This window comes from Reyranella sp., assembly GCF_965279625.1.
Lineage (GTDB): Bacteria > Pseudomonadota > Alphaproteobacteria > Reyranellales > Reyranellaceae > Reyranella.
Genome location: NZ_OZ257251.1, coordinates 1,326,216 through 1,345,669, shown reverse-complemented (window position 1 = coordinate 1,345,669; position 19,454 = coordinate 1,326,216). Strand labels below are relative to the sequence as shown.

The following is a 19,454-nucleotide window of genomic DNA, read 5'->3' as shown; positions in this document are numbered from 1 at the left end:
GTCTGCCATCGCGGGCGGTGCGCGCTTATTGCTGGCCCGTCAAGAAGCGGGAGGAAAAGATGAGCGAGACACTCGATGTTCTGGGCGCGCCGATGATCGTGAAGGCCGGTGGCGGTACGGTGGCGGCCTTCGTCGCCGATCACCCGATCCCGCCGGGCTACTTCGTGCCGCCCCATCGCCACGACGCCGATGACGAGATGCTGTTGGTTGTCGAGGGCGAGCTGACGCTGATCGGCGAGAGGGGCGAGCGCAAGGTACCGGCAGGCGCAAGCGCGACCTTCATGCGTGGCGACGTGCACGGGTTTCGCAACGATACCGCGGAAACGGTGCGGCTGCTCGTCGTCGCCACGCCCGGCCTTCAGGCGGCCGAGATGTTCCGCCACTTCGACCGTGCGACCCGGGAGGCGGGACAGGCCCTCGCGCCAACGCAGATCGTGGCGATTGCCGGCGAGTACGGCGTCCAGTTCGGCTAGCGCCGGGGCAGCGAGCGCAGGAAGTCGGTGATGCGCGCTCGGAAGCTGTCGATGAAGTCGCGCGCCACCGGGGGCAGTGTGCCCTGCGCGGCGTAGAGGGCAGCAAACTCGAAGTGGATGCGCGGCTCGAAAGGCCGCACGACGATGCCGCGGGTCGCGTACTCGGTCGCGGTGAAGGGATCGCACAGCGTGACGCCCGCCCCGGACCCGGCGAGGGCGCAGGCGATCTCCGATAGCGGCGTCTCGATGCGCATGACGCGGCTCACGCCATGGTCGGCGAACAAGCGGTCGATTCGGAAGCGCGACACCGAGGAATGCCCGAGCGAAATGAAACTCTCGCCCTCGAAGTCGGCCGGCCGAAGCCGCTTCTTGCGAGCGAGCGGATGGTTCTGCGGCAGCACCGCCATATAGGGGGCGGGCGGCATGCGTTCGAGCCGCACGGCCGTGTGCTCGATCGAGCCTTCGGCAAAGCCCAGGTCGCTCTGGCCCTGGGCCACGGAAGTGACGACGGCGTGCGAGACGAGGCCTGACAGAACGAGATCGAGCTTGGGCCGCTCGACCAGGTAGCTTCCCGCGAACCGCGGCAGAAAACCGTTGGCCAGCGCGGGTAATGCGGCGATCCGCAGGAAGCCGGCCCGTCGGGTCCGCAGCTCGGTGGCCATTTGGGAGATGCGTTCGAGTCCCACGAAGGCCCGCTCCACCTCGGCGTAGAGGGACAGCGCCTCGCTGGTCGGCACCAGTCCCGTGCCACGGCGTTCGAAGAGCGTGAGGCCGAGCTGCTGCTGGAGGTCGCGGATCATCCGGCTGACGGCCGGTTGGGTGACGTTGATCAGGTTAGCAGCCATGCCGACGCCGCCCGTGAGCACCACGGCGCGGAAGGCCTCGATCTGGCGGGGGTTCAGGCTGCGCATCGTCCTTCATAACATTTCAGTATGGAGCTTGGCGCAAAATTGGATTTGACGCCGTGCAGCGCGATATAAAAACTGATGGCGGGGAACTCACGAACGGAGGGGACAATGACCCGTTTGGCAGGCTTCGGCGCAATCGCGGCACTGGCTTTGTTGGCGGGTTCGCTCCCCGCAGAGGCGCAACAGAAGACGCTCACCGTCGCGGCCTATGGCGGCGTCTGGGACAGCCACCTGCGCAAGGAGGTCTTTCCCGAGTTCGAGAAGAAGCACGGCGTGAAGGTCGAGTATGTCGCCGGCAACTCCACCGACACGCTGGCCAAGCTCCAGGCCCAGAAGGGGAACCAGGTGATCGACGTCGCCATCATGGACGACGGCGTGATGTACCAGGCCATCCAGCTCGGCTTCTGTGCGCCCATTCAGGGCCTCGACAAGAGCGAGCTCTATCCGGCGGCGCTGTTCAAGGACGACAAGGCGGTGGCCGTCGGCCAGACCGGCACCGGCTTCATGGTCAACACCAAGGTCTTCAAGGAAAAGGGCTGGCCGATCCCCACCTCGTGGAACGACCTCAAGGACCCGAAGTTCAAGAAGCAGCTGGTGATCCCGCCGATCAACAACACCTACGGGCTCTACACGCTGATGATGTTCGCCCGCATGAACGGCGGCGGCGAGAAGAACATCGAGCCGGGCTTCAAAGTCATGAAGGCCGACATCAATCCCAACGTTCTGGTCTACGAGCCCTCGCCGGGCAAGATGACCGAACTCTTCCAGTCGGGTCAGGCCAACATCGCCGTATGGGGCACCGGCCGCGTGCAGGCCTTCGCCAACACCGGCTTCCCGGTCGACTTCATCTATCCCAAGGAAGGCTCGCCCATCCTGCTCGCCTCGGCCTGTCCGGTCGCCAAGGCCTCGGTCAATCCGCTGGCCCACGAGATGATCAAGACGCTGCTGTCGCTACCGGTGCAGACCGGCATGGCCAAGGAGATGGGCAACGGCCCGGTCAACACCAAGGTCGACGTAAATATGCCGGAGCTGAAAATGGCGCCGGTCGGCGAGCGTGCAAAGCTGATCATCGCGCCCGACTGGGACGCCATCAACGCCTCACGCGACGACTGGACCAAGCGCTGGAACCGCGAGGTCGAGCGCTGAGCGGCCCGGAGACCGATCGTGCATCATCCCGTCTATGTGTTTCGCCACGGCGAGACCGTCTGGAACGCCGAGAAACGGGCGCAGGGCTTTCTCGACTCGCCGCTGACCGAGACGGGACGGGCGCAGGCCCGCGCCATGGGGCGGGCACTGGCGCATGAGCTGCGTCAGTCCGGTCACGTACCGGCGGACGTCGTGGTTCGGGCGAGCCCGCTCGGTCGCGTCCGTGAGACCCTGGCGCTCGCCGCAGAAGAGGCCGGCCTGACACATCACGAAGGGTCGTTCGACGATCGCCTTCGCGAAATGAGTTGGGGAGAGTGGGACGGTCTTACGGGCCCGGAAATCGAGGCGCGCTGGCCGGGCGCGATGGCGGCGCGGCGGCTCGATCGCTGGACCTACGAGCCGCCGGGCGGCGAGAACTACATCGCGGCGTCCGCGCGCGCCCGGGCGGCGCTCGACGATATCGCAGCGCTGGCGATCGAACGTCCGGTCGCCGTGTTCGCCCATGGCGGCATCGGGCGGGTCCTGCGCGGCCTCTTTCTGCGCGTGCCCGAGGCCGAGATCCTCGACATGGACCAGCCGCAGGACGCCTTCTACCGGCTGCACCGCGACACCGCGGCCCGCATCGTCTCGCACGGTACGGATTAAATGGCATTTCTCGAACTCGAGAAGCTCACCAAGTCGTTCGGCACGCACAACGCCGTCGACGGACTGACCCTGGGCGTCGAGAAGGGCGAGTTCGTGGCGCTGCTCGGTCCCTCGGGCTGCGGCAAGACCACGACCTTGCAGATGATCGCGGGCTTCGTAGAGCCGACCTCCGGGTCGATCCGGCTGGCCGGCAAGGATCTGCTGGCGATCAAGCCGGCGAAGCGTGGCCTCGGCATCGTCTTCCAGAGCTACGCGCTGTTTCCCCACATGACCGTGGCGGAGAATGTCGGCTTCGGCCTGGAGATGCAGGGTGTCGCCGCGGCCGAGCGGAAGACGCGGGTGGCTGAGACCCTGGAACTGGTCGGGCTGGGCGCCTTCACGACGCGCTTCCCGCGCCAGATGTCGGGCGGCCAGCAGCAGCGCGTGGCCTTGGCGCGGGCGCTGGTGATCCGCCCGCAGGTCCTGCTGCTCGACGAGCCGCTCTCCAACCTCGACGCCAAGCTGCGCGAAGGCATGCAGATCGAGCTGCGCCAGATCCAGCGCACGGTCGGGACGACGACCATCCTGGTGACGCACGACCAGGCCGAGGCGATGGCGCTCTCGGACCGCATCGTGGTGATGAACCAGGGCAAGGCCGAGCAGATCGGTCCGCCGCACGAGGCCTATGAGCGGCCGGCCACGCCCTTCGTCGCCAATTTCCTCGGCAAGACCAATCTGGTGGGGGGCGCCAGCGTGCGGCCCGAACGCATCTCCTTCGCCGCCTCCGGCCTCGCCGGCACGGTGCGCACGCGCATCTTCCAGGGCAATCACTGGCTCTACCAGGTCGATACCGCGTCCGGCCTCGTCACGGTGATCCGCCAGAATACCGGCGAGGCGATGCCGGGGGAGGGCGACGCCGTGCAGCTCGCCTGGGAGGGCCGCGCGTGAGGGCGGCGCCCTATCTCCTCTGCCTGCCGGCGCTGGTCCTGTTCGCCGGCGTCGTGATCGTGCCGCTGGCCATGACGGTGCTGCTCTCGTTCCACGACTGGGGCCAGTACAAGGGCATCGAGCCGGTCTTCATCCTGAAGAACTGGCAGGAAGTGCTGAGCGATTCGTACTTCCACGAGATGTTTGCGCGGACCTTCCGCATCGCCTTCTTCGTGACCCTGCTGGCGGCGGTGTTCGGCGCGCCGGAGGCCTATATCCTGAACCGCATGCGCAGCCCGTGGCGCGGCATCTTCCTGCTGGTGATCCTGGGCCCGCTGCTGATCTCGGTCGTGGCCCGGACGCTGGGCTGGGCGCTGCTGTTCGGCGGCAATTCGGGGCTCGTGAACAAGGCGCTCATGGGCATGGGGCTGATCTCGGCACCGCTGCCCTTCATGTTCACCGAGACCGGCATCGTGATCGCGCTGGCGCACGTGCTGATGCCCTACATGGTGCTGGCCGTCTGGGCCTCTTTGCAACGGCTCGACCCGCAGATCGAGAACGCGGCGGTGGCGCTGGGGGCGGGGCCCTTCACTGTGCTGCGCCGCATCGTGCTGCCGCAGGTGATGCCGGGCATCCTGTCGGGCGCGGTAATCGTCTTCGCGCTGGCCGCCAGCGCCTTCGCGACGCCCGCCATCATCGGCGGCCGGCGACTCAAGGTCGCTTCGACGCTTGCTTACGACGAGTTCCTGAACACGCTCAACTGGCCGCTCGGCGCCGCCGTGGCGGTGCTGCTGCTGCTGGCGCTGGTCGCCATCGTCTGGGGCGCCAACCGGCTGGTCGAGCGCCGCTACGCGCAGGTCTTCGCATGAGCCGCAACGGGCCGTTGGCGCTGGCCTACCACGCGCTGTTCGTTGCCTTCATGCTGGCGCCCATCCTGGTCGTCTGCTTCGTCGCCTTCACGCCCGAAGGCTACCTGTCGTTCCCGACCGACCGCTGGTCGCTGCGCTGGTTCTACGCCATCGCGCGCTACCCCGAGTTCATCTCGGCCTTCTGGCGCAGCCTGTGGCTGGGCGCGATCTCCTCGGCGATCGCGGTGGGGATCTCCGTCCCGGCGGCGCTCGCCATCGCGCGCTATCGCTTTCCCGGCCGCGAAGCGGTGACGGCGCTCTTCATGTCGCCGCTGATGATCCCGCATCTCGTGCTCGGCATCGCCTTCCTGCGCTTCTTCACCCAGATCGGCCTGGGCGGCACCTTCACCGGGTTGGTCCTGTCGCACATCGTGGTGGTGATACCCTTCGCGCTCAGGCTGACGCTCGCCTCGGCGGTCGGCCTCGACCGCTCGATCGAGCATGCCGCCGTGTCGCTCGGCGCCTCGGAAAGCGTGGTCCTGCGGCGTATAACCCTGCCGCTGGTATTGCCCGGACTGGTCAGCGGCTGGGCGCTGGCTTTCATCAATTCGTTCGACGAGGTGACGATGACCGTGTTCATCGCGGCGCCGGGCACCGAGACCCTGCCGGTACGCATGTTTCTCTACATCCAGGACAATATCGATCCTCTGGTGACCTCGGTGTCGGCCTGCGTGATTGCCATCACCGTCCTGGCGCTGCTGGTGCTCGATCGCGCTTTCGGGCTGGAACGCCTGCTGATTGGAAGGAGCGCCGGGCATGGCCGCTGAAGCAAGGGCCGGTGATGAATTCGACGTCGCGGTGGTGGGCGGCGGCCTGGTCGGTGTCGCCACCGCCTGGGGCCTGTCGCGCGAGGGCTGCCGGGTCGTCATCCTCGACGAGGGCGACCGCGCCGTCCGGGCCAGCCGCGGAAACTTCGCGCTGGTCTGGGTGCAGAGCAAGGGGTTGGGCCTTGCTCCCTATGCCGGGTGGACGATCCGTTCCTCCAATGCCTGGCGCGGCTTCTCGGATCTGCTGAAGCAGGAGACCGGCCTCGACGTCTCGTTCCAGAGGCCCGGCGGCTTCCATCTCTGCCTGTCGGAGAAGGAGCTGGAGGCGCGCGCCAACGTGCTGCAGCGCCTGCACAACCAGCCCGGTATCGTCGACTACAAGACCGAGATGCTGACCCATGATCAGGTCAAGGCGATGCTGCCCGACATCGGGCCCGAGGTCGTGGGCGGCAGCTTCTGTCCGCTCGACGGCCACGTGAACTCGCTGCGCCTGTTCCGCACGCTGCATACCGCGCTCAATGCGCGGGGCGTCACCTACCTGCCGGGCCACAGGGTCGACAACATCGTCCGCGAGGGCGGGGAGTTCCGGCTCACGACGACGCAGGGCGAGGTCCGTGCTGCCAAGGTGGCGCTGGCGGCGGGAAACGCCAACATGCGCCTCGCGCCGATGGTCGGTCTCGAGTGTCCGATGAAGCCGGAGCGCGGGCAGATCGTCGTCACCGAACGGCTGCGGCCCTTCCTCAACCATCCCGTCGTCACCCTGCGCCAGACCGACGAGGGCACGGTGATGATCGGCGATTCCAAGGAAGAGAGCGTCGACCCGAGCGGTCTCACCATCGGCGTCAGCGCCACCGAGGCCGAGCGCGCGGTGCGCCAGTTCCCGCTGCTGGCCAACGTGAACGTGGTGCGCACCTGGAGCGCCATCCGCGTCATGACCCAGGACGGCTTTCCCATCTACGACGAGTCGAAGAGCCATCCCGGCGCCTTCACGGTCTGCTGCCATTCCGGCGTGACATTGGCTGCCAACCACGCCCTCACCATCGCGCCGATGATTGCCCGCGGTGCGCTCGACGCCTCGCTCGTCGCCCCGTTCAGTGCCCGGAGGTTCCATGTTCAAGAGGCTGGCTGAGAGCGGCCCCGCCGTCGTCCTCACCGTCGACGGCAAGAAGGTGAGCGCCCGAGCGGGCGACACCGTCGCCGCCGCGCTGCTTGCGGCCGGCATCGACCATTGCCGCACCACGCCCGTCACCGGCGCGCCGCGCGCGCCCTACTGCCTGATGGGCGTGTGCTTCGACTGCCTGGTCACGGTCGACGGCGTCGGCAGCCGCCAGGGCTGCCTGATCCCGGTGCGCGAGGGCATGAAGGTCGAGACCCAGCTCGGCCGCCGGGAGGCCGGACGATGACGCTAGCCCGGAGCACCGCGCACATTGTCATCCCGAGCACAGCGAGGGACCTTTGCGAACAGGGAAGGGCCCTTCGCTTCGCTCAGGGTGACAGCCTTCTTCCCTTCGGTCGTGCGCTATGAACGCCGCTGATCTTTCCTCCTCGTATGAACTCGTCGTCATCGGCGGCGGGCCGGCCGGGCTTGCGGCCGCGGCGCTGGCCGCGCGGGCGGGCGTCTCGACCGTGCTGTTCGACGAGAATCCCGGTGTCGGTGGCCAGATCTATCGCGCCATCACCTCCACACCGGTCAAGAACCGCGCGATCCTGGGCGAGGATTACTGGGATGGCGCTGCCCTGGCCGACGAGGCGAAGGCGAGCGGGGCGCTGATCGTCAACGGCGCCACGGTGTGGAGCCTCGACCGGCAGCGCCTCGTCGGCGTGTCGATCGGCGGCAAGGCGCGCGTGATCGAGGCCGACAGGGTCATCATCGCCACCGGCTCACAGGAGCGGCCGTTCCCGATTCCCGGCTGGACCCTGCCGGGCGTGATGACCGCCGGGGCCGCGCAGACCGCGCTGAAGGCGCAAGGCCTCGTCGTCGGCGGGCGCACGGTGCTGGCGGGCGGCGGCCCGCTGCTATGGTTGCTGGCGGCGCAGACCCTGCGCGCGGGCGGCACGATCGACGCGATCCTCGACACCACGCCGCACCGCAACTGGCTGCAGGCGATTTTCCATCTGCCCGATTTCGCGCTGTCACCGTACTTCGGCAAGGGGTTGGCGCTGTTGCGCGAGGTCCGGGCGAAGGTGCCGGTGCATCGTGCCCATGCAATCGAGGCGGTCGGCACTGACCGGCTGCGCGAGGTCGTCTTCTCCGGACCCGGAGGGACGCGGCGCCTGCCGGTCGACCTGCTGCTGCTGCACCAGGGCGTCGTGCCCAACGTCAACCTCGCCAATGCGGCCGGCGTCGCGCATGTCTGGAACGACCGCCAGCTCTGCTTCGTGCCGGTGCTCGATGCCGATTTCGGCAGCTCGGTACCGGGCATCGCGGTCGCCGGTGACGGGGCGGGCATCGCCGGCGGCACCGCCGCCACCGAGCGCGGCCGGATCGCGGCCATCGCCGCGGTGCGTGCGCTCAGGCCCGATTCGGTCGTGCCGGACACGCAGGCGATCCGCCAGCGCCTGCAGCGCGAGGAGATGGGACGGGCCTTCCTCGACTGTCTCAACCGGCCGGCCGATGCGTTCCGCATGCCCGAGGGCGACACGATCGCCTGCCGTTGCGAGGAGGTCACCGCCAGGCAGGTGCGTGAAACGGCGCAGTTGGGCTGTGAGGGACCGAACCAGATGAAGGCCTTCCTGCGCTGCGGCATGGGTCCCTGCCAGGGCAGGCTGTGCGGCCTCACCGTCACCGAGCTGATCGCTGCCGAGCGCAAGACCAGTCCGGACGAGGTCGGCTACTACCGCCTGCGCCCGCCGGTGAAGCCGATCACCCTGGCCGAGCTCGCCTCGCTGCCGATCAGCGAGGCCGAGCGCAAGGCCGTGGAGCGCTAGCATGGTCCGCACGGCCGATGTGGTGGTCATCGGCGGCGGCATTCACGGCTGCTCGACCGCGCTGCATCTGGCGCTGCGCGGCCTGAAGCCGATCCTGATCGAGAAGGACTATGCCGGCCGCCATGCTTCGGGCGTGAACGCCGGCGGCGTGCGCCAGCTCGCGCGCGATCTTCACGAGATTCCGCTGTCGATCTCGTCGATGGACATCTGGGAGCGCATCGAAGAGCTGGTGGGCGACGATTGCGGCTTCGGCGCCCACGGCACCGTGCTGGTGGCCGAGAGCGAGGCGGAGCTCGCGGGCTTCCGGGAGCGGGTCGACGATCTCCGCCTGCGCGGCTTCGTGCACGAGGAGCTGATCGATGCCGCCGAACTGCGGCGCCTCGTGCCGGCGGTATCCGACCGCTGCCCCGGCGGCGTCGTCTCGCGCCGCGACGGGGCCGCCGATCCGTTCCGCACGACCCAAGCCTTCCGCCGCCGCGCCGTCGAGAAGGGGGCGGAGGTGATCGAGGGCGTGACCGTCACCGGCCTCGCGAGGAGTGGCGCCAACTGGCGGGTCGCGACGACGGATGGTGACTTCGAAGCGCCAAAGATCGTGAACGCCGCGGGCGCCTGGGCCGACCGTATTGCCGCCATGCTGGGCGAACCCGTGCCGCTCGCCGTCGTGGCGCCGATGCTGATGGTGACCAGCCGCCTGCCGGCCTTCATCAAGCCTGTGGTGATCCTGCGCGGCCGCAAGCTCTCCTTCAAACAGCTCGACAACGGCACCGTGGTGATCGGCGGCGGCCATCTCTCGACGCCCTATCGCGACAGCAACGAGACGGTGATCGACTGGGGCAAGCTCGCGATCAGCGCGCGGACGGTCTGGGAGCTTTTCCCGGCCATGCACGAGGCCACGATCGTGCGCGCCTGGGCCGGCATCGAGGCCTACATGCCGGACGGCATTCCCGTGGTCGGCCGGAGTTCGACTTCCGAAGGCGTCTTCCACCAGTTCGGCTTCTCGACCCACGGCTTCCAGCTCGGCCCGGGGACGGGCGCGGTGATGGCGGAACTGATCGCGACCGGCTCGACCAACACGCCGATCGACGGGCTGGGCATCGAGCGTTTCACCGCGAAGTAAGAGTAAAGGTCCCTCGCTAGGCTCGGGATGACAATGGTGCCGGTCGTCATGTTGTGCGTCGACGCACTGCTGTCATCACACAAAAATTGACATCCCGAGCGCAAGCGAGGGACCTTTAGCTGGCACCCCGCCAATCATATCCCAGCCGGGGGAAGTGCACCGCCATCTGCCCCACCTCGTCGTTCTCGTGCAGCAGCGCGATCTCGTCGGCGTCGATGAAATGCACCTCGCCCTCGATCCAGTCCCTGGCGTTGTCGGAGGCGCGCACGCGGGCGCGCCGGCCGGGCAGGGGATCGCCTTCCTGCGGCTCTGAAGCGCGCGGTGTTGCCGGTATCGCGGCGCGGGCCTCCGCCAGGGCCTCATCGGCGTCGATGTTCGTTCGGTGCCCGTGGCCGATCGCGGCCATGCGGTCGCGCCAGGCAATCAGGCGCGGATAGGCGTTCAGCACCTCGCGGCAGTCGATATGGCGACCGCGGAAGAACCAGACGACGTGATAGGTCGCGAAGTCGGCGATGCAGGGCAGATCGCCCAGCAGGTAGGGACGGCCGTCCGCCAGCATGTCGGCGATCCACTTCACCTGCGGCCGCACGAGCTGGAGATTGCGATAGGCGGCCTTGCGCACGGCCTCTATCGACGGGATCGGCAGTCCGTGCAGTTTCGCGCGATCGGCGTGCAGCCCTTCGGGCATGTGGTCGGCATTGATGCCCGACACGTAGAGCGCCGTCGGTCGCATGAACTGCTGCTCGGCCCACCAGGCGATGGCGTCGGCCGTGCCCGAGCTGTTCGGCGGATAGAAGGTCGGCTGCGGCACGCGCCGCTCCAGCTCACGCGCGATCAGCTTGGTGTCGCACCAGACGTCGGCGCCGTCCTGCAGCACGGGTGTGCGGCGATAGCCGCCGGTCAGCGGCGTCAGCTTGGGCTTGGGCTCGATCGGGGGAATCTCGACCGCCCGCCAGGCCAGGCCCTTGAACCCCATCATCAGGCGGGCCTTCTCGGCGAAATTCGAGAAGTCGTACTGGTGGAGGATCAGGGATGTCGGGAGGGGAGTCACGCCACCTTCAGGACGCCGTCGTCCGCCTCGAGAGGAAGGGGATTCCAGTTGCGCGACACGACCCAGTCCGGCCGCGGGTTCTCGCCGAGCTGCGGCTTGTTGGCCACCGTGTTGCAGGACACGTAGATGTGCCAGCGGTCCTCGGCCGAGAGATTGTGGCCCGAGGCGTGCAGCACGTTGCAGTGGAACAGCACGCAGGTTCCGGCCCGGCCGGTGACGGCAACGGGCTCGGGCGAGCTCTTCAGGATCTCGATCATGCGCTGCCTGGGCATCGCCCAGAACTTGTAGGAGGTCGATTCGTCGTAGACCGGTTCGATGCGGCCGAGCTTATGGCTGCCGGGGATCAGGTAGAGGGCGCCGCCCATCTCCGTCGTGTCGGTCATCATCAGGTTGAAGGTCGCCATGTCGGGCCGCCGGCAGCCGTCGCGCATCCACGAGCCGTAATCCTGGTGCCACTGCCAGACCGTGCCCTCGATGGCCGGTTTGGTGTTGATCTTGGTGTGGTAGACGTAGACGCCGTCGTCCTTCAGCACCTGCTGCACCGGCCGCAGCAGGCGCGGCGTGCGGACCAGCGCGTGGAAGGGCTTCGACCGGGTCGCGCCGTCGTTTTCGTGGACGCGGAAGATGGTGCGGACGCCGCCGGTGTGCTCGCGGACGACCTCTTCGCTGTCGACACCGGACAGCCGGGCGACCTCGCGCCGAAGCACCGCCACTTCGTTGCGGTCGAACAGGTCGGGGAACACGAGGAATCCGTCACGATCGAATTGCTCGATCTGCTGGTCGGTCAGCTCCATGGCGAATCCTCCTTAGCGTTTTGGGAACGCTAACTCAGGGGTCCATCACGTAGTAGACCTTTTTCTCGCGTCGCATGCCGAGACGGTCGTAGAAGCGCTGCGAGCCGGAATTGCCCTCGCCGGTTGTCCAGATGACCCGCGTGTCGCCGCGCTCGCGGGCCAGCGCGCGGATGCCCTCGATCAGCCTCTCGCCGACCCCAGCGGAACGTGCGGCGCCACTGACGTAAAGCTCCTTGAGGAACAGCCCATGGGTGAGGTTGGGCCCCGGAAAGTAGGGATTGAGGATGGCGAACCCGATGAGCTTTCCCTGCCGTTCCGCAACCAGGCACATCGTGCCGCCAGGCGGCGCGGCGGTGAGGAAGGCGGCACCCGCATCGCCGGCACCTGCAGCGACCGGGTTGCCGTAATGATGCTCGTGTTCCTCAAGGAGGAGGGCGAGTTGGGCTTCGTCGCCCGGTTTTGCGTGCCTGATTTGCATGGCCAGTCGTCTAACATCGCTGGCCCGCAGCATCAAAGAACGGCAAAATTGGCGTCACGCGGGAGTGAGAAGCAATGAAAGACGTCGTCAATATCGAGGATCTGCGCAAGCTCGCCAAGAAGCGCCTGCCCAAGATCGCCTACGACTTCATCGAGGGCGGCACCGACGACGAAGTCGGTCTCGTCACAAACGAACAGGCCTTCCGCAAGGCGCGCATCGTGCCGCGCTACCTCGTCGACGTCTCGGTGCGCGACCAGTCCACCACGCTGTTCGGCCGGACCTATTCCAGCCCCATCGGCATCGCGCCCACGGGTCTCGCCGGTCTGTTCCGGCACGGCGCCGATCTGATGCTGGCCGAGGCGGCGCGTGATGCCAACGTGCCGTTCATCATGTCGGGCTCCAGCACCGGTTCGATCGAGGATCTCGGCAGGTTGGCGCCGGACCATGGCTGGTACCAGCTCTATTCCGCCAAGGACCAGGCCGTCTCGGAGGACATGATCAAGCGCTCGGCCGATGCCGGTCTGCGCACGCTCGTCTTCACGGTCGATGTGCCCGAGGGCTCCAACCGCGAGCGCAACACGCGCAACGGCTGGTCGCGGCCGCTCAAGCTCACCTGGAAGACCAAGTTCGAGGCGCTGCTGCACCCGGCCTGGATGATGCAGTGGTTCCGCCACGGCACGCCCTACTTCGACAACTGGGCAAAGTATGCCGGTCCCGACGCCACCGCCGACACGGTGGCCGACATGGTCGCCTACCAGAACCGCGCCCCGATGACGTGGAAGCATGTCGAGCGCTTCCGTGAGCTGTGGAAGGGCAACTTCGTGCTGAAGGGGATCATGCACCCCGACGATGCGATTCGCGCCCAGTCGATGGGCGTCGATGGCGTCATGGTCTCCAACCATGGCGCCCGCCAGCTCGATCTCGCGCCGTCGCCGCTCGAGGTGCTGCCGGCGATCCGCGACGCGGTCGGCGACAAGATGACGGTGATGTTCGACGGCGGCGTCCGGCGCGGCCTCGACGCGATCATCGCCCTCTGCCTGGGCGCCAAGTTCGTGTTCGTTGGCCGGCCCACTCTGTACGGCGTAACGGCCGGCGGCGTGCAGGGTGCTGCCAAGGCGCTGCAGATTTTCAAGCGCGAGGTCGATATCAGCATGGCTCAGATCGGCGCCACCCGGATCGCCGATCTCGGCCCGCAGTTCATGATGTGGCAGGACGAGGAGGATCTGCGCCGCAACCGGCGCTGATCGGCCTATACTTGAGATCAGTTGCGCTTCGGCGCGAGGTCGCGCTTTCTCGCCAGACCGGTTTTTGTTCTGGTGAGGGAGTGCAGATGCTTTCCGCTTTCGCTTTATCGTCGCCGATCCTGGCCGGTGCCCTCGCCAGCCTGTGCGCGGGGCTTGCGACCGCCATCGGCGCACTGCCGATCCTCGTCATCCGAAAGCCCTCCGCGCAGGCCCAGGACGTCATGCTGGGCTTCGCCGCCGGGGTGATGCTGGCGGCCTCGTTCTTCTCCCTCATCATTCCCGGCATCGACGTCGCGCAGGAGCAGGGGGCAACCAAGCTGGGCGCCGTCACCCTGGTGATCGCCGGCATCCTGCTCGGGGCCGCCAGCCTGTGGCTGGTCCATCGCTACCTGCCGCACGAGCATTTCATCATGGGCCGCCAGGGACCCGACGCGCCGCGCTTCCGGCGCATCTGGCTGTTCGTCATCGCCATCACCCTGCACAACTTCCCCGAGGGACTCGCGGTCGGCGTGGGCTTCGGCGGCGACGATCTCGGCAAGGCGGTGGCTCTGGCGATCGGCATCGGCTTGCAGAACATGCCGGAAGGGCTGGCCGTCGCCGTCGCGCTGCTGAGCCTGGATTACAGCAAGCGCCAGGCGTTCCTGGTGGCGCTGCTGACGGGGCTGGTCGAACCGGTCGGCGGCCTGCTGGGCGCCGGCGCCGTCACCGTGGCGCAATCGCTGCTGCCCTGGGGGCTGGCCTATGCCGGCGGCGCGATGATCTTCGTCATTAGCGACGAGATCATCCCCGAAACCCACCGCCGCGGCTTCGAGACCCACGGCACGGTTGGCCTGATGATCGGGCTGGTGGTGATGATGTTCCTCGATGTCATGCTGGGGTGAAGAGCGAATGAGTCTCCACCGCCGGGTCAGCCCACCGGTTCGGCGAACGGCTCGCGCTTCACCTCGTCGATCAGCGTGTCGATGAACGCATCGGCGATGGCGCCGCCGTTGGGCGGCCGGGCGCGGCGCAGGAGGCCGACTTCGCGATAGAAAGTATCGGCGCCGAATTCGAATTCGCGCACCAGCCCGGCGGATTCGCCCAGCGGCGTGCGCGGGATGATGGCGACGCCGACGCCGCTCGCGACCAGGGTGATCATGGTGTCGAGATAGTCGACCCAGAGCGTGTCGCGAAGGGGCACGCCCATGCGTGACAGGAAATCGTCGATCTGCACGCCGGCGCTCCACGACAGGTCGTAGCCCATGAACGTGTGCATCGCCATGGCCTCGCGCCAGGTGCCGGCGCGTGTCGTCGCGGGCGCGATCAGCACGAAGGGTTTGCGGAACATCGGGATCCAGCGGATCGTGCGCAGCAACGGCAGGTTGGGCAGAACGGACGCGGCCAGGTCGAACTCCTCGCGCTCGACATCGCCCGTCATCGGGCCTTCGCGGCGAATGAGCCGGATCGTTACCGCGGGGTGAGCCCGCCGAAAGGCGACGAGCGCCCGCGCCATCAGGCTGTTGTGCACCGAGGTGATCGTGCCCACCCGCAGGCTGCCGCGCAGCTGGTCCGCGCCATGGCCCGTGCGCATGCGGTCGGTGATCTGCAGCGCTTCCTCGGCCAGCGGCCGCAGCGCCTCGCCGGCGGCGTTCAGCGTTGCCGATCGGCCGGTGCGGTGGAAGAGCTGCACGCCGGTGAATTCTTCGAGTCGCTGGATGTGATCGCTGACCGCCGACTGAGTCATGCCGAGGCGCTGGGCGGCGGCGGTGAACGTGCCCCAGCGGCACACCGCCAGGAAGGTCTGGAACTCCCGCAGCATCGGCGACTCCCGAATGTGACCGAGCATCGCTTTTAGCGATGCTCAGCATGGGATTAACGCGCTTTGCCGTCCTGGCGCAACGTGTTGAACTCTTGGCTACGGGCTATTTGCTGCGTTGGGGGAGTAAATTATGGGCTTTTGCCGCTCGCTGCTCAAATGGATGCGATTCGACCATCGCACTTCGCTTTGCTTCGCTGCTGTCCTTGGTTTCGTGACCTTCGCCGTCGGGCTGGGCGCTGCCCAGGCACAGGAGTCGCGCCTGGATGCCATCCTGAAGCGTGACAAGCTGATCGTGGCCGTGAGCAACAGCACGATGCCCACGGGCTTCATCGACGACAACGGCACCCATACCGGTTTCGAGATCGAGTTTGCCCGTCTGCTCGCCAAGTCGATCCTGGGCAGTCCCGACAAGATCGAATTCGTCGTCGTGAACGCGGCCGGGCGTTTCCCGGCCGTGCTGTCCGGGCGTGTGGATTTCGGCATCGCATCGGCCACGATCTACCCCGATCGCGCCGTGCGGCTTGCCTTCACGCGGCCATACATGGATTCGACCACGTTCGTCGTCGTGCCGAAGGATTCGCCCATCAAGAAGATCGAGGATCTCGACAGCGCCGACGTCGTTTTCGGCGCCACCAACACTGCCGCGATGATCGATCGCGCGAAGCGCTACGCCCCCAAGGCCAAGGCGATGTATTTCGATACCGACAGCGCGGCCTTCCAGGCCTTGAAAAGCCGGCGGGTGGGCGCCGTGCAGGCCGATTCGGCCGCCGCCGAATTTCAGGTCGCCCGTTCCAACGGGGCCTGGGTCAAGCTGCCGGGTCAGCTTGGCAGCCTGAACGGCAATGCGCTGTTCATGAAGCCCGGAGATTTCCAGCTCTGGCTCTGCCTCGACACGATCGTCGGCGAATACACGCATGGCTCGCGCTTCGACGAATACGAAGCGCTTTACCGCAAGTGGTTCGGCGCCCCACCGCCGCCGGCGCGCTTCTACTCGGCGAAGTGATCCAGTCGATTCGCTGATTCCGATCGCGCCGGTATTCGTTCAGTGGACACCGCCTTCCTCCTGCGCATTCTCCCGGCCCTGCTGGAAGGGCTGGAGATCACCGTGGCGCTGACGGCCCTCGCGCTGGTTGGCGCGGCGATCGGCGGTCTCATCGTCGCCGCCGGCCGGCGCAGCCGGTTTGCCGCCGTGCGTGCCCTCACGATCGCCTACATCGACGTGATGCGAAACACGCCGGTCCTGGTGCAGATCTTCATCCTGTATTTCGGCCTGCCCGAGATCGGTCTCTATCCGGAGGCGTTCGCCTGCGGAGTGATCGCGCTGGTGCTGCAGAACAGCGCCTATGCCGGCGAGATCTACCGTGCGGGCATCGAGTCGGTGAAGCGCACGCAAACGGAGGCTGCCCTGTCGCTCGGGATGATGCCGCGCCGGGCGCTGTTCGACATCGTCCTGCCGCAGGCCCTGCGCCGTGTCCTGCCGGTGCTGGGCAACCAGGCCGTCGTGATCCTCAAGGACAGCTCGATCGCCTCGACGATTTCGGTGGCCGAGCTGACGCAGGCCGGCAAGCTGCTGCTCGATCGCAGCGCGGCGCCCTACGAGACCTTCTTCATGATGGCGGCGCTCTATCTGGCGATGGCGGCCATCATTCTGGCCGCGATGAGATTGCTGGCCTGGCGCTTTCCGGTGCGCACATGAAGCTGTCCGTGCTCACCTACATGGCCTGGGGTGCAAGCGTGACCGTGATGCTTGCGGCAGCCGTCATCCTGCTGAGTTCGGTGCTCGGCATGGGACTGGCGCTGACCCGGCTTTACGCCTGGCCGCCGCTGCGCGTGCTGGCGGCGGGATATGCGCTGATCACGCGCGGCATTCCGCTGCTGGTCCTTCTGATCGGCTGCTATTTCAGCCTGCCTTATCTTGGCATCACGCTGCCGGTCTATGCCGCCGCCATCGTGGTGATGGGCTTCTATTTCGCCGCCTACATGGGCGAGGTGTTCCGCGGTGCCCTCATGGCGGTGCCACGGACGCAATGGGACGCGGGCCGCAGCGTCGGCTTCCGCGGCCTCCAGAATTTCAGCATCGTCATCCTGCCGCAGGCGCGGCGGCTCTGCGTTGCGCCGTTTCTCAACACCTCGCTTTCTGTCGTGAAGAACACGTCCCTGATCAGCGCCATCGGGGGATGGGAACTGTTCTCGACCGGCCGCGAGATCGGCGAGCGCACGGGCGAACTCATGCCGGCCTATCTCGGTGTCGCCGCCGGGTACTACCTGATCTGTTTTCCGCTGGCGCGGCTGGCGAGCTACTTGGAGCGCCATTCGCATGCCTGAGCCTCTCCCCGAGCCGCTCGTCGTCATAGACCGCGTCGGCAAGTCGTTCGGCACCAACCGGGTCCTGAAGGAGGTGTCGCTCACCGTCGGCAAGGGCGAGGTCGTGACGCTGATCGGGCCGAGCGGCTGCGGCAAGACCACGCTTCTGCGCTGTGTGAACTATCTCGAGACCTATGACAGCGGCGCGATCAGCATCGACAGCGAAACCGTCGGCATCCGCATCCGCCCCGACGGGAGTCGCAAGGCGCGGCCCGACCGCGAGGTCGCCGCGATGCGGGCGCGCGTCGGCATGGTGTTCCAGAGCTACAATCTCTTTCCGCATCTCACCGTGCTCGAAAATCTGACGGCAGCACCGGTGAAGGTGCGCGGCCTGCCGCTCAGGCAGGCGCGGGAGAAGGCGATGGCGCTGCTCGAGCGCGTGGGCCTCTCCGAAAAGGCGGCTCAGTATCCGGCGGCGCTCTCGGGCGGTCAGCAGCAGCGCGTCGCCATCGCGCGCACGCTGGCGATGGAGCCTCATCTCATCCTGCTCGACGAGGTCACCTCGGCACTCGATCCGGAACTGGTCGGTGAGGTGCTGGATGTCGTGCAATCGCTCGCCGCCGACGGCATGACCATGATGATCGTCACCCACGAGATGCAGTTTGCCCGCGAGGTTTCGAGCCGCGTGGCCTTCATGGCGGGAGGCGAGATCGTCGAGCTCGCATCGCCCGCCGAACTGTTCGGCACTCCGAAGAGCGACCGCCTGCGCTCCTTTCTCGCCCGCTACCAGGCGGCGCACCGCATTTAGCCAACCCTCTGCAGGAAACCCATGATGCACGCCCAACGCCCCACTTGGTGCGAGATCGACCTCTCGGCCATCAGGCACAATCTCGCCACACTGGGCGATCTGGTCGGCCCCGAGGTCGGTGTGTTCGTCTGCGTCAAGGGCGACGCCAGCGGCTGCGGCGACATCGAGGTGGCCCGCACGGCCGAACAAGCCGGCGCCGCCGGTGCAGCCTTCGGCAACCTCGATCGTGCGATGGCTGCGCGTCAGGCGGGCGTGCGCCTGCCGATCCTGCTCTATCCGACCTGCCTGCCGGATACCGCGCCGGCGCTGGAGGAGCACAATTTCATGCCCACGCTCTCGACGCTCGAGGACGTGGCGGCATGGTCGTCTCATGCCAAGTCGCTGAAGGTGTTCCTGAAGCTCGACGGCGGCGGGTTCCGCGCCGGTGCCTTTCCCCATCACGCGCCGGCCGTGGCGCGGGCCATCGCGGACAGCAACACGCTCGAACTGGCCGGCGCCTACGGCCACCCCATGGCGTCCTACGGCCCGGTCGATCCCGTCTATACCGACGCGCAGGTCAATTCCTGCATCGACGCTCTGAAGCGTATCGAAGCCGCCGGTATCGACGTTCCCATCCGCATGGTCTCGAGCTCGGCCATCATCCTCAGCCATCCCGACGCCGACCTGAATGCCGTCGATCCGGGACGCCTCGCCATCGGGCAGAGCTTTCCCGCGTCGGCCGGACGCGAGCGCGTCTGGCGCCATGCGCTGGTGGGCCTGCGCAGCCATCTCGTGATGGTGAAGTCGCTCGAAGATATCGGCGACGTCATGCCCGCGCCGTTCCTGCCGCGCCGGCCCGGCATGAAGATCGGGCTCGTCCCCTATGGCTGGTCCGACGGCTATCCGCGCAAGATCCCCGAAAATGCAACGGCGTTGCTGCACGGCAAGCGCGTGCGTCTGCTGGGCCCGACGCATTCGGAAATGCTGCGTGTCGACCTGACCGACGTGCCCGAAGCCAGGCTCGGCGACGAGGTCGTGTTTCTCGGACGCCAGGGCACCGACGAGATCGGCCTCGAGGAACTGGCGGCGCAATGGAAGGTTGGAATTGCCGACCTTTACGGCGCCATCGGCAAGTCCGTGCGGCGCCACTACTTGCGGTAGGCTGGCCGGCGCTCTGCTGAGTTACGGCGGGACCAGCTG

The 19,454-nt window shown here is 67.2% G+C and carries 22 protein-coding genes; 17 read left to right on the top strand and 5 right to left on the bottom strand.

Annotated elements, in window-relative coordinates; all coding sequences use genetic code 11:
* Window positions 1–59 precede the first annotated feature (59 nt).
* Entirely contained in the window at window positions 60–473 is a 414-nt protein-coding gene (locus ACQY78_RS06515) for a cupin domain-containing protein (RefSeq protein WP_428683866.1), read from the top strand.
* Here the strand turns inward: ACQY78_RS06515 and ACQY78_RS06510 are convergent.
* A complete protein-coding gene (locus ACQY78_RS06510) occupies window positions 470–1,384 on the bottom strand; it encodes a LysR substrate-binding domain-containing protein (RefSeq protein ID WP_428683864.1) in 915 nt (304 codons plus the stop codon). The two genes, ACQY78_RS06515 and ACQY78_RS06510, sit on opposite strands and share 4 nt — an antisense overlap.
* 105 nt (window positions 1,385–1,489) lie before the next feature.
* On the opposite strand from ACQY78_RS06510, the gene ACQY78_RS06505 reads away from it, so the two are divergent.
* The 9 genes from ACQY78_RS06505 to ACQY78_RS06465 all read left to right on the top strand — a co-directional run bounded on the left by ACQY78_RS06505 (window position 1,490) and on the right by ACQY78_RS06465 (window position 9,798).
* Window positions 1,490–2,527, top strand: coding sequence for an ABC transporter substrate-binding protein (locus ACQY78_RS06505; RefSeq protein ID WP_428683862.1), 1,038 nt, complete (start codon window positions 1,490–1,492; stop codon window positions 2,525–2,527).
* A gap of 18 nt (window positions 2,528–2,545) precedes the next feature.
* Window positions 2,546–3,172, top strand: a complete 627-nt coding sequence (locus tag ACQY78_RS06500) for a histidine phosphatase family protein (RefSeq protein WP_428683860.1) — start codon at window positions 2,546–2,548, stop codon at window positions 3,170–3,172.
* Window positions 3,173–4,099 (top strand): ABC transporter ATP-binding protein, encoded by a 927-nt coding sequence (locus tag ACQY78_RS06495; RefSeq protein WP_428683858.1) that lies wholly within the window; start codon window positions 3,173–3,175, stop codon window positions 4,097–4,099.
* Complete coding sequence (locus ACQY78_RS06490) at window positions 4,096–4,947, top strand: ABC transporter permease (protein ID WP_428683856.1); 852 nt, start codon at window positions 4,096–4,098, stop codon at window positions 4,945–4,947. The genes ACQY78_RS06495 and ACQY78_RS06490 overlap by 4 nt, the downstream gene beginning before the upstream one ends.
* Complete coding sequence (locus tag ACQY78_RS06485) at window positions 4,944–5,753, top strand: ABC transporter permease (RefSeq protein ID WP_428683854.1); 810 nt, start codon at window positions 4,944–4,946, stop codon at window positions 5,751–5,753. Before ACQY78_RS06490 ends, ACQY78_RS06485 begins: the two co-directional genes overlap by 4 nt.
* On the top strand, window positions 5,743–6,882 hold the full coding sequence (locus tag ACQY78_RS06480) for an NAD(P)/FAD-dependent oxidoreductase (RefSeq protein ID WP_428683852.1): 1,140 nt from the start codon (window positions 5,743–5,745) through the stop codon (window positions 6,880–6,882). The genes ACQY78_RS06485 and ACQY78_RS06480 overlap by 11 nt, the downstream gene beginning before the upstream one ends.
* Window positions 6,863–7,156 carry a (2Fe-2S)-binding protein gene (locus ACQY78_RS06475; protein WP_422029156.1) on the top strand — a complete coding sequence of 98 codons (294 nt, stop codon included), beginning with the start codon at window positions 6,863–6,865 and terminating at the stop codon, window positions 7,154–7,156. Before ACQY78_RS06480 ends, ACQY78_RS06475 begins: the two co-directional genes overlap by 20 nt.
* A gap of 118 nt (window positions 7,157–7,274) precedes the next feature.
* On the top strand, window positions 7,275–8,681 hold the full coding sequence (locus tag ACQY78_RS06470; RefSeq protein ID WP_428683850.1) for an NAD(P)/FAD-dependent oxidoreductase: 1,407 nt from the start codon (window positions 7,275–7,277) through the stop codon (window positions 8,679–8,681).
* 1 nt (window position 8,682) lies between these two features.
* Complete coding sequence (locus tag ACQY78_RS06465) at window positions 8,683–9,798, top strand: NAD(P)/FAD-dependent oxidoreductase (RefSeq protein ID WP_428683848.1); 1,116 nt, start codon at window positions 8,683–8,685, stop codon at window positions 9,796–9,798.
* Window positions 9,799–9,913: 115 nt separating this feature from the next.
* On the opposite strand, the gene ACQY78_RS06460 is transcribed toward ACQY78_RS06465, so the two are convergent.
* From ACQY78_RS06460 to ACQY78_RS06450, 3 genes are read right to left on the bottom strand one after another with little or no spacing between them, the layout of a single operon-like run.
* Window positions 9,914–10,849 (bottom strand): glutathione S-transferase family protein, encoded by a 936-nt coding sequence (locus tag ACQY78_RS06460; protein ID WP_428683846.1) that lies wholly within the window; start codon window positions 10,847–10,849, stop codon window positions 9,914–9,916.
* Entirely contained in the window at window positions 10,846–11,643 is a 798-nt protein-coding gene (locus tag ACQY78_RS06455) for a phytanoyl-CoA dioxygenase family protein (RefSeq protein ID WP_428683844.1), read from the bottom strand. Before ACQY78_RS06455 ends, ACQY78_RS06460 begins: the two co-directional genes overlap by 4 nt.
* Window positions 11,644–11,677: 34 nt before the next feature.
* Window positions 11,678–12,121: an N-acetyltransferase family protein gene (locus ACQY78_RS06450; protein ID WP_428683842.1), complete on the bottom strand. Its 444-nt coding sequence runs from the start codon at window positions 12,119–12,121 to the stop codon at window positions 11,678–11,680.
* A gap of 74 nt (window positions 12,122–12,195) precedes the next feature.
* Between ACQY78_RS06450 and ACQY78_RS06445 the strand changes: the two genes are divergently transcribed.
* Window positions 12,196–13,365: an alpha-hydroxy acid oxidase gene (locus ACQY78_RS06445; protein WP_428683840.1), complete on the top strand. Its 1,170-nt coding sequence runs from the start codon at window positions 12,196–12,198 to the stop codon at window positions 13,363–13,365.
* Between the two features lie 86 nt (window positions 13,366–13,451).
* Window positions 13,452–14,246: a ZIP family metal transporter gene (locus ACQY78_RS06440; RefSeq protein WP_428683838.1), complete on the top strand. Its 795-nt coding sequence runs from the start codon at window positions 13,452–13,454 to the stop codon at window positions 14,244–14,246.
* 26 nt (window positions 14,247–14,272) lie between these two features.
* Here the strand turns inward: ACQY78_RS06440 and ACQY78_RS06435 are convergent, their stop codons facing one another.
* Window positions 14,273–15,163, bottom strand: a complete 891-nt coding sequence (locus ACQY78_RS06435; protein WP_428683836.1) for a LysR family transcriptional regulator — start codon at window positions 15,161–15,163, stop codon at window positions 14,273–14,275.
* A 211-nt stretch (window positions 15,164–15,374) separates the two neighbouring features.
* Here ACQY78_RS06435 and ACQY78_RS06430 point away from each other — a divergent pair, with 211 nt between their 5' ends.
* Genes ACQY78_RS06430 through ACQY78_RS06410 form a run of 5 tightly spaced genes read left to right on the top strand, consistent with a single transcriptional unit; the run spans window position 15,375 to window position 19,415 of the window.
* The gene (locus ACQY78_RS06430; RefSeq protein WP_428683834.1) at window positions 15,375–16,166 is read left to right on the top strand and encodes a transporter substrate-binding domain-containing protein; all 792 of its coding nucleotides are present in this window, start codon (window positions 15,375–15,377) and stop codon (window positions 16,164–16,166) included.
* Between the two features lie 42 nt (window positions 16,167–16,208).
* Window positions 16,209–16,859, top strand: coding sequence for an amino acid ABC transporter permease (locus ACQY78_RS06425; protein WP_428683832.1), 651 nt, complete (start codon window positions 16,209–16,211; stop codon window positions 16,857–16,859).
* Window positions 16,856–17,488, top strand: coding sequence for an amino acid ABC transporter permease (locus ACQY78_RS06420; protein ID WP_428683830.1), 633 nt, complete (start codon window positions 16,856–16,858; stop codon window positions 17,486–17,488). Before ACQY78_RS06425 ends, ACQY78_RS06420 begins: the two co-directional genes overlap by 4 nt.
* The gene (locus ACQY78_RS06415; protein WP_428683828.1) at window positions 17,481–18,275 is read left to right on the top strand and encodes an amino acid ABC transporter ATP-binding protein; all 795 of its coding nucleotides are present in this window, start codon (window positions 17,481–17,483) and stop codon (window positions 18,273–18,275) included. Before ACQY78_RS06420 ends, ACQY78_RS06415 begins: the two co-directional genes overlap by 8 nt.
* A 21-nt stretch (window positions 18,276–18,296) precedes the next feature.
* On the top strand, window positions 18,297–19,415 hold the full coding sequence (locus tag ACQY78_RS06410; RefSeq protein WP_428683826.1) for an alanine racemase: 1,119 nt from the start codon (window positions 18,297–18,299) through the stop codon (window positions 19,413–19,415).
* Window positions 19,416–19,454: the final 39 nt, after the last annotated feature.